Origin of the sequence: Borrelia venezuelensis (assembly GCF_023035835.1) — a bacterium.
Taxonomy (GTDB): Bacteria; Spirochaetota; Spirochaetia; order Borreliales; family Borreliaceae; genus Borrelia; species Borrelia turicatae.
In genome coordinates this window covers 116,598-126,492 of record NZ_CP073223.1, presented here as the reverse complement: position 1 = coordinate 126,492, position 9,895 = coordinate 116,598, and the positions used below count along the sequence as shown (strand labels likewise).

The following is a 9,895-nucleotide window of genomic DNA, read 5'->3' as shown; positions in this document are numbered from 1 at the left end:
TAGTTTAATTGTTAATAGTATAATATTTATTATTACCTCCTTCCAAACAAGTACAAACTGTTCTTTATTCCTTAATAACATGTTACAATTCCTTACACACACAATGAAAAATTTAATACTTATATCACTACTAATAATATATACCCATGCATGGGGTAAAAAATTTAATAATGAAAATATAAAACCACTACAAATAGGTATCATTCAACACAATTATATAAATTTAACTCCTTATAATCAACATTATAAATATTACGCTTTCATTGGAATAACCATGACCTACAATGAATGGATTGATTTCAATATCATCCCCATCCACTTTTATCCCCTCATTCCAACTTTCTCAAATGTCTATTTTACTCTATCTATTTCTCTTTATATATTGAAATATCAAATACACATATATTCTTTCATTATCAATATCTTAATAGGTACTCAATTACCTATAGCTCTTAGAACTTCCATTATTACTGGTAACAATATCTCTGCTTTTCTTTTCCCTGCATTGCCTTTTGTCTCTGTTAAACTTAACATTCCAATTACTAATTTATTCTCTATCCTCTCTACATTTTCTTCTTCTCTACGTGAGTATTTTTTAGTCGATATAGCTATTACCTTTCCCATCTAATTATAACAATAATGGTAATTTTTAATAAGCATTTCCTTTATACAAAACTAAGAATATTCATTCTTCTACATTAAGTTTCTTAAACCCTTCTGGAATAAGCACAACATCAATACCTGAATTTAATGATTTCCTAATCGCATGCCCCAAACTAAAATTATTTACAATTGCCCCCATATCATATGCATCTGTCATGATAATACTAAAGATATTCAGATTATGTCTTATAATATCCACAATATCTTTTGACATACTACTTACATCTCCGGAAATCTTAGGAACAAGTACATGCCCAAGCATAATAAATTTTGCTTCCTTGCCAAAAAGAAATGGTATAAAATTATTTACCATTAAAAAATTTTTACTATAAGGTAATAAGGCCAAATCTTTATGGGTATCTACTTTTGTGCCTCCAAGTCCAGGAAAGTGTTTAACCACAGCAAACACACCTTCCCTTTGTATCCCATCAATAAATGCCTCTACCATAAGACCAATATTATAAGATGAATACCCAAAAGTTCTGCTACCTAAGGGACTATTTGGAACAAATTTTGCATCTGCTACAGGTGCCATATTTACATTGATACCAAGTCGTCTAAGCTGTTTCCCAAGAATTTCACCAATCTTATATGCAAGCTGAGAATCTCCAGTCTTTCCAACAGATTCCATAGCAGGAAAATTATAAACTCCCAATTTTTTATTCTCACTAGCTCTACTAACTAGTCCTCCTTCTTCATCAACAGCAATCAATATGTCAGAACCAAGATGTCTCTTTATCCCTTCAATCAACTCTTTAGTTTGCTGTGCATCCTTAAAATTTTCTCTAAATAAAATAATTCCTACTGGATTTATCTCTCTTATTTTACCAAGTTCTTCTTTACTTAGTGCTTGCACAGCACTAGGATTAGCAACATTCCTAATGCCAATAAAAAAACAACGTTCCCTCAAAATGTTCTTAACATTAACTCTTCCTAAAAATTTATCAATATCTACAAGATCAAATTTATCATTTTCAAAATAATCATAATCTATATCAGGAATGGAGCCTAGTAAAACCAAACTAGACAATAAAAGGCCAAATAACACAAATCTAAACATCCCACTTACCTTGCCTAAATACCAAATCATATTTATTCTTCAATGCATTATTAAGAGCATAATTTAAATATCTAGCAATATCAGAAATATTACCCGAAAATTTATCATTCATGTAATTACTCATAATAAGCGTATCAACAAATAATTTTGCGGGCAGAAACCTATCTTCTCTATTGACCTCAAAAATTAATGGATTATCTACTATTCTCATAACTTCCCAAGTTATTTGCTCAATTGCAGTATATCTACCAAACTCTTTATCCTGTTCAATAATTCTTATAGGCATATCTGATATTATTCTATCCATATTTTCTATCAAATATTCTAAATTAAAAAGACCTGTGGCACAATTAAATAAAATCCTAGAACCTCTACATTCAGCTTTAAGTACAGCTTCTTTAGAAATAACACTACCAATATCAACACATGTTAAATGATTATCATCATCCAAGACTAAAACCCCACCCTTTGTATCTAGTAGGGTTTTAACACTAAATTCAAAGCCAGAAGAACTATTAGTTATAGCCATTATGGCAAGAGTCTGTAAATTAACAGTAAAACCAATATTATCAACATTACCAATATACACAAATTTTTTTCCAGAATTATAAAGTCTAAAATAAATATCTCTTAAAACTTTAAAATTTTGCCCATGACCAGCAGGTAAAGCCAAAAAAGATCTCTTGCCATTAGTACAATAGCTAAAATATTCATATTGACCATCATCTAATTTATTATAACAATAAACCAAAGGCTGAATCGCCGTCAAAATATCTGCCCTTTGCAAACCACAAGAATTCAAATCTTTAATCAAATTATCATCAAAAATATTATCTAAAAAATTAGAAATTGGTTTATAAGTCTTAAAACTTGTCATCTGAAAAATCGAAGGCTTAATACTCTTACCATAAAGCTCACAATATCTATTAGAAAGCATTAAAAGATGTCGCATTTTTAATGCTAAAAATGAAAATCCATAACTACCATCTCTATTAACATATGCGGGTGTTATTCCCTTTGGCAAATGCCCAAACAACCTCCTAGCTTCAAGTATTTTATCTGCATATAAAGAATACAATTCCTCATTAAAATCGTTATTTTTCAGTATATCAAAATAACTAGTCGCAGAACCCCCATTTAAAATACCAAATGAGAGATAAGGATAAAGCAATAATCCTAGTCTTTCCAGATCATCACCGGTAAAAACATAAAAATTACTTTCTGATGAAACCGAAAACTTTGTAAAATCATCAATATATTTTTTTAAATTATGTTCAACAAGCTCCTTTTTAAACTTTAATTTAACAGAATTATTAGCAAGACTTAAAATACTGCCATGACTCTCATCAGGAAAATTCTTAACAGATATGCTTAAAGTTTTAAGTTTGTGCATATTAAGCATATCAAGCATTTTTTTAGAAAAAATTTCATCAATTACTTCATACACACCAAAACCTCATTTGAAGACAAGGTAAACAACAATTAACATAATAAGAAGCACGTTAAATAATGCTTATTATAATAGAATATGTTACTATAATCATAGTACTACAAATAAAGGCAAATATTAAATAAAATATACTAATGAAGAGGAAAATATGCTAAAAAGGTATATACTAAATATGACAAATCTAAGCAACGCCATTAATGAAATGATACTCTCTCATTCAGGATTTAGAAAGATATTTGCAAAATCAAAAAATGAAAATTCAATAGAATATGAAATCAATGATGACGACAAAATATTGGTTGCTCTTATAACCCTTACAATATCAAATTATTTTAAAGATAAACCAAAAAAATATATCAATGTTGGATTAGATTCAAGAGCAACTGGAAATATAATCTCAGAGATAATAATTAAGACCTTAATTTTAAACAATAACAGTGTAAAATTTTTTGGAATACTCCCAATACCAGAAATCTTAGCTTATACAAAAGAAAATCAAAATTCAAAAGGATTTATATACATTTCTGCCAGTCATAATCCTACAGGATATAATGGCATTAAAATTGGATTAAATGATGGGGGTGTGCTAAATTCAAATGAAACAAAGAAAATAATATGTCAGCTCAGATCCAACATTGAAAATGAAACTTTAATAAACAATCTAATAACAAACTTACAAAAGTTTAATACCAATGCTCTGCACTTAAAAACATATGAAACAATTATCACTTCACAGGCTAGACATAAAACACAATCTTATAACTCATATAAATCATTAATGCAGCAAATAATATATTCAGATACCCATAATCAAAAAAATATTGACATACTAAAAAAAACTATCAAAAAAGAACCTATAGGAATCATAGGAGAGATGAATGGTAGTTCTCGCATTAACTCAATTGATAGAGAAATGATTGAATCTTTGGGAATAAAATTGGAATTTCATAACACAGAAATTGGTATCTTTAAACATGGAATGACTCCTGAAGGGACATCTTTAAACATATGCAAACAAATATTAGAACAAAAATTTAAGAATGACAATTCTTTCAAGTTAGGATATGTCCCTGATTGTGATGGAGACAGAGGCAATTTGGTCGCAATTTTAAAAAAAGAACAAGCAAGTATCATTACACCACAAAAAATATTTGCACTCTCAGTACTCTCAGAGCTTAGCTATCTTTACCATACAGGAATTAAAGACAATTTAGCTATCGTAGTTAATGATGCAACCTCACTAAACATTGAAAAAATAGCCTCGCTATTTAACACAAAAGTTTATAGAGTGGAGGTTGGTGAAGCCAACTTAACAGAAATGGCTGACCTTTTACGGAATAAAGGATTAATAGTAAAAATTTTAGGAGAAGGATCAAATGGGGGCAATATTACATACCCTTCAAAAGTAAGAGATCCATTAACAACTCTCTTTAGCATCATAAAATTGCTTAAAATCAAAAATCTTTACAAAATATGGTGCTCAATATCTAATAATTCATATAATGAACAATACACTCTTGAAGACATATTAAAGACAATCAATTTTTATAGCAATGTAGAAGTATCATCAGAAAAAGCCATGCTTAAAATAAAAGTAGAAAATCAAGAAATATTAAAAACCAACTACGAAAAATTATTAGACAAAGAATTCAACAACAATAATACCGTATTACACAAATTACCAATACATAATTATGAAATTATAAATTATGAGGGTATCAAACAAAACATCTCTAGAACAGGTGACTCATCAGGAGGGCTTAAAGTTTTATTTAAAAATAATAAACATGAAATAATTGCTAGTTTATGGTTCCGTGGCTCAAAAACAGAACCAATACTTAGAGTATTAAGTGAGGTCATATCTGAACATAATGATTTACTATATCCTCTCTTAGATTTTCATACAAATTTAATACACTCGGCTAACTCTTTAATCTAATTAACATACATGAATTTTTATAAAGAGCCTTATTAAAGAACTCCTACTCCTTTTAAAATATCCATCTGTTTAATAAATAATGAGCAGCTACTTTTGCATTAAAAGTAGCTGCAATGTTTCCAGCAACCGTTTTGGTTTTAAGAGCACCAAAAATAGTAGATAATAGCTTATAAAAATCATGATTATCATACGTTTTTACCATTACCCCATCTGTATCACGTACAACAAACTCAGAATCAGTATATGTCCTATAATTTTCACTACTACCAATATTAGGATTAGTGACTATAATTCGTATATTCCGAACTGCTGCTTGTTCTTTACTCAATATTCCAGATGGATTTAGCAACTCATCAAGACTATACTTTGGTTTTATTCCAAAATTATTACCATGAATAGTTTTATGTAGACTGGTTTTATGCAAATCACCCTGGGGCTTATTTGAAGATTTTAAATTACAACTTATAACCAGCAATAACATTAATAACAATAATACATTATGATATATTTCTTTAATCATTAAATATCTCCTTTTAAACTTAAATGAAATTGTTATCACATAGAATTTAATATAATATAATCTAATCTCCAAATGTTCACCACAAACTTATCTTGAACATTAATCCTTAAATATTAATTTTTAACACTTTTTACCTGCATAAATTAAAACAAGAAGCCTTAGATGTTAATCTAAGGCTTAACCCCTATTCTTAAGTATTAGTTTACCTCAGCTGCTAAAGAGGTCTTAGCATCTCTTCCCAACTGCAATCTATCTCTCAATACTTGGTTTTAATTGCCTTTCTGAAATCTTTTCCACAACAATTTCAGCATAACTTAGTACTTCAATATTTTTACATGAACCTCTATAATCTTTTTAAGTTTTTCACCAAACAATACTGAAACAAAGATACAACTTCTTAATAAAATACGTCTTGCAACCTTCACTAAAGACTAATCAAGAATAAATCATAAATTCTACACCAGAATACGTCTTATCATACAAAAAATCTATATCGGGTTCAGTTACTACACATCGTATATCATTAATTGCTTCCCTTCCTTCATCAAATATCCCAAACATGTCTAATATATCATTAAGTTCAGTACCTATATTTTTCTTTGCTGCGTCTGTTACAAACATCCTCACCATCTCATTCTTTTTTAATTTACATACATGATTATTTATATGATAATGCAGATGATCTCTGGAAGGATTCTTTACAATCAATTTCTCTTTAAACGGAAACTTTTCAAACAAGTCCCTTACAAGCGATTTCCTTCCAAACGAGTTATTTTTAAATAATTCTATTTCAAACTCTTCTCCTTCAGACGATTTGTTTAAAGGAGATTCTTTTCTTGAAGAGCTATCTATAAAAGTGATATCTTCTTGAGGGTTTAAATTACAACTTATATAAGTCATACAACCTACCACTAGCAATAATAGCAATATTAATCTTAATACTACTATTAATACTAGAGACAAAATTGGACACTTTACCTTAACCATTTAATATACTCCTTTTAAGTTCAAATTAATCCATAATTTTACCTACTATTATATAAACTTATCGTTATAGCATCACAACATCATAATCTTCAACAAGCATTGACACAACTAATCCTTAAGATAAATCTTTAACATTTTATTTATCAGTAAAAATTAAAAGCCTTAAATATTTATATCTAAGGCTCAGCTACTTTAAGTAGTTTTTTAAGAATTAACTAAAATACTATCTGACTTACTGACTTTTTTATCTCAGTCAATGCTGCTTCCTTAAGCTTAATAAAGCTAGACGCATAATTACCCTTTACAATTTTATCATAAATAGCATTAGAAGGGGATCTATCGAACAACATTTTTAAATGCAAAGCATAGGCATTTTTGTACCTGCTAAACTCATCTTGCAAATTTTGTTTTTCGTAGCCTTCTTGAAGATTTTTTATAACCTCAAGAACCTCTTCTTGTCTATTCATAATCTCTAAATGAAGTTTTATAACTTTTTTAAGTACCTCAGAACTTAAACTACCACACAAAAAATCAAACGTATAATCATCATACATTGAATAACCTTCGGCTCTACCAATACCAGAATTAATCACTATATTTCGCATATCGTTAACTGCTTTTAGCTCCGCATCTAATATCTCATTGTTAAATAAATTTTCAAACTCTAAAATGCGTCTAGCCTCATGATAAACCCTAATAAACCTAGAAGCATAATCATCAATAGTCACTATATCATACACCTCATCAGGGATAGATTTATCAAACAACATTTTTAAATGCACTGAGTAAGAATTATTCAAATTATCAATAGTACTCTCCAAGCGTCTTTTTGCTCTATCTCCTTGAAGATTTGCAATAATTGTTCTAATTTCTGCCTCGGCATCCTTTTGTGCTCTTTTGTCTTTTAAATAAATTCTTACCATTCTCTTAACCTTAGCAGCACGCATCTTATTTAATAAATCATAAAATTCAGAATTACTATACGTTTTATGACACAGAGGACCTACTTTGACATCAGTTACTACACTTCGTATATAATCAATTACTCTTAGTTCCGAATCAGAAAGTCCTGCATATACGTTCACGCCCACTACAATGTTTATAGCCTCATCTTCAAGCTCAGCATACTTAACAGCATAATCATCACCTATAATATACAAATACACATCATTTAAAACATACCTACTAAATAACCCTTTTAAGTGCAGTGGATAAGCATCTTTGTAACTACTCAGTCTATTTTGTAAGTCTTGCTTTGCCTCACTTTTCATAACATTACTTATAGCTGCTAAAGCTGCGTCTGGAGCGGTATTGAAATTTTTTAAATGAACTTCTATTATTTCTTTTAATTTAAAAGCACCCAACTGCTTTAACAAATCATAAAAATCGTCATCATCATATGTTCTGTAACCTTCAACACTACCAATACTAAGATCAGTTAATATACTTCGTATATATGCAATTGCATCTTTTTCTTCAGCAAATATCCCAAATGCGTTTAAAAGACTATTAATTTTAATATCCCCATCATCGCTTCCTGCTTCTCTTACAGGTCTTAAGCTTGCTTGCAAAGTTTCTGTAAGATCAGTATTTCCTTGGAACTCACAACTTATTACTAGCAATAATAATATTATTACTATTAGTAACAAACTGATATGTCTAATTTTTATCATTAAATATCTCCTTTTCTCAAATTAAAATTAATCTATTATGAGATAAAACCTATTATCATATATACCAAAACCTCCAAGCACTATTAATATATTTGTATAAATATTTATCAATATTTACCTTATAAATTAAAATGATTAAAATAAATTACAAACCTTAGATGTTTAAAATCCAAGGCTTAACTTTTGCCTCTAACTGCGATCAGCATCGTTCTTAATCGGCATAATACTCAATGGTATAATCATCATTTATAAATCTATTATATACCTCATCAGCAGTAGATTCACTGAATAATTCTTTTAAATGTAATTTATAGTCATTTTTGTAACGAACAAAAATATTCCTCAAGCGTTGTTTTTCATCATCCCCACTTATATTATCCATAACATCGCGAACCTCGTCCTGGGTCACTTGTTTTCTGAAATAAACTTGGACCATTTTTTCAACTTTAGTAGCGCCTAACTCACCTAACAAAAGCTCAAACGTAAAATCATCATAATTTTTATAGTCTTTATCCTTGCCAATATCCGCATCAGTTACTATAACTCGTATCTCATCATCAAGTATTTTTCTTTGCACATCTGATAACCTTTTGTATAGCTTATCAAACTCTACAATATACCCAACATTATTCTTAATTTTAGTAAACCGAGTAGCATAATTATCATCTATAACTCCAAAATACACATTATCAAAACTAGAAGTATCGAATAAACCTTTGAAATACAATGAGTAATCATCATGCAATTTATTAAAATCACTCTCCAATCGTTGTTTCAAGTCCTCTCTATTAACCTCCAAAATAGCTTCTCTGGCTTCTAGTTCTAATTCCTTTCGTGCCTTTTTGTTCTCCAAATAAGCTTTTATCATTCTCTTAACCTTAGCGGCACGCATCTTATTTAATAAGTCATAAAAACCTTTAATATCATAAGTTACGTGCATCAAAGAGACTCCCTTAGGATCAATTACCATATCTCGCATCTCATCAATTACATCTTGCTGTGAATCAGAAAGCCCAACGTATACATCATCGCCCCCTAAAATGTCTATAGAATCATCTCTAATTTTAGCAAACCCAATAAAATAACCACCATTCATAAATCGATTATACACCCCACCAGAAGTAAGGTCATTAAATGACCATTTTAAATATAATGGATAATCATTCACATGATCATCAAACCTATTTTGCAATTCTTGTCTTAAGTCAGATTCAATTATATCCTTTATGGCATTGCGAGCCTCACCTTGCACTTGAAGATTTTTTAAATGAGAATCTATCATCTCCTCTATTTTAAGAGCACCTAAACTATAAAGTAAGTTATAAAATTCATCCGTATTATACGTCTTATAACTTTCAAGTTTACCAATATTAGGATCAGTTACTGCATTTTGTATCTCTTCCATTATTTTCTTTCTCTCAGAAGATATCCCAAACACACTTAGTAAATTATTAAGCTTAACATCTCCTATATCATCGTTAAATACTTTAAAAATTCTTCTAACAAGGTTATTCTCAAGCAACTTTTCATCACACATAGCACTTTCTTGACATTTACAACTCATTACTAACAATAATAATATTATTATTAGTATTATTACTAA

General features: G+C 29.3%; 8 protein-coding genes. 1 reads left to right on the top strand and 7 read right to left on the bottom strand.

The genetic code is table 11. The features are described from left to right. Positions 1 to 435: 435 nt before the first annotated feature. From bvRMA01_RS05245 to bvRMA01_RS05235, 3 genes are all read right to left on the bottom strand, one after another. Complete coding sequence (locus bvRMA01_RS05245; RefSeq protein WP_247031290.1) at positions 436 to 624, bottom strand: hypothetical protein; 189 nt, start codon at positions 622 to 624, stop codon at positions 436 to 438. 61 nt (positions 625 to 685) lie between these two features. After that, on the bottom strand, positions 686 to 1,753 hold the full coding sequence (locus bvRMA01_RS05240) for a glycoside hydrolase family 3 N-terminal domain-containing protein (RefSeq protein WP_433996701.1): 1,068 nt from the start codon (positions 1,751 to 1,753) through the stop codon (positions 686 to 688). Beyond that, positions 1,716 to 3,170 carry a UTP--glucose-1-phosphate uridylyltransferase gene (locus bvRMA01_RS05235; RefSeq protein WP_247031292.1) on the bottom strand — a complete coding sequence of 485 codons (1,455 nt, stop codon included), beginning with the start codon at positions 3,168 to 3,170 and terminating at the stop codon, positions 1,716 to 1,718. Before bvRMA01_RS05235 ends, bvRMA01_RS05240 begins: the two co-directional genes overlap by 38 nt. A 151-nt stretch (positions 3,171 to 3,321) precedes the next feature. Here bvRMA01_RS05235 and bvRMA01_RS05230 point away from each other — a divergent pair, with 151 nt between their 5' ends. Further along, complete coding sequence (locus bvRMA01_RS05230; protein WP_247031294.1) at positions 3,322 to 5,112, top strand: phosphoglucomutase; 1,791 nt, start codon at positions 3,322 to 3,324, stop codon at positions 5,110 to 5,112. 52 nt (positions 5,113 to 5,164) lie between these two features. Here the strand turns inward: bvRMA01_RS05230 and bvRMA01_RS05225 are convergent, their stop codons facing one another. The 4 genes from bvRMA01_RS05225 to bvRMA01_RS05210 form a co-directional block, all read right to left on the bottom strand. Further along, complete coding sequence (locus bvRMA01_RS05225) at positions 5,165 to 5,632, bottom strand: BTA121 domain-containing protein surface lipoprotein (protein ID WP_247032639.1); 468 nt, start codon at positions 5,630 to 5,632, stop codon at positions 5,165 to 5,167. 435 nt (positions 5,633 to 6,067) lie between these two features. Then, the gene (locus bvRMA01_RS05220; RefSeq protein ID WP_247032638.1) at positions 6,068 to 6,619 is read right to left on the bottom strand and encodes a hypothetical protein; all 552 of its coding nucleotides are present in this window, start codon (positions 6,617 to 6,619) and stop codon (positions 6,068 to 6,070) included. Between the two features lie 215 nt (positions 6,620 to 6,834). Beyond that, on the bottom strand, positions 6,835 to 8,292 hold the full coding sequence (locus bvRMA01_RS05215; RefSeq protein WP_247032636.1) for a BTA121 domain-containing protein surface lipoprotein: 1,458 nt from the start codon (positions 8,290 to 8,292) through the stop codon (positions 6,835 to 6,837). Positions 8,293 to 8,503: 211 nt separating this feature from the next. Beyond that, on the bottom strand, positions 8,504 to 9,856 hold the full coding sequence (locus tag bvRMA01_RS05210; RefSeq protein WP_247032635.1) for a BTA121 domain-containing protein surface lipoprotein: 1,353 nt from the start codon (positions 9,854 to 9,856) through the stop codon (positions 8,504 to 8,506). Positions 9,857 to 9,895: the final 39 nt, after the last annotated feature.

Bases quoted from the DNA above. Each gene is read 5' to 3' on its own strand.
- bvRMA01_RS05245 (WP_247031290.1), bottom strand. From the start codon at position 624: ATGGGAAAGGTAATAGCTATATCGACTAAAAAATACTCACGTAGAGAA.
- bvRMA01_RS05240 (WP_433996701.1), bottom strand. From the start codon at position 1,753: ATGATTTGGTATTTAGGCAAGGTAAGTGGGATGTTTAGATTTGTGTTA.
- bvRMA01_RS05230 (WP_247031294.1), top strand. From the start codon at position 3,322: ATGCTAAAAAGGTATATACTAAATATGACAAATCTAAGCAACGCCATT.
- bvRMA01_RS05225 (WP_247032639.1), bottom strand. From the start codon at position 5,632: ATGATTAAAGAAATATATCATAATGTATTATTGTTATTAATGTTATTG.
- bvRMA01_RS05220 (WP_247032638.1), bottom strand. From the start codon at position 6,619: ATGGTTAAGGTAAAGTGTCCAATTTTGTCTCTAGTATTAATAGTAGTA.
- bvRMA01_RS05215 (WP_247032636.1), bottom strand. From the start codon at position 8,292: ATGATAAAAATTAGACATATCAGTTTGTTACTAATAGTAATAATATTA.
- bvRMA01_RS05210 (WP_247032635.1), bottom strand. From the start codon at position 9,856: ATGAGTTGTAAATGTCAAGAAAGTGCTATGTGTGATGAAAAGTTGCTT.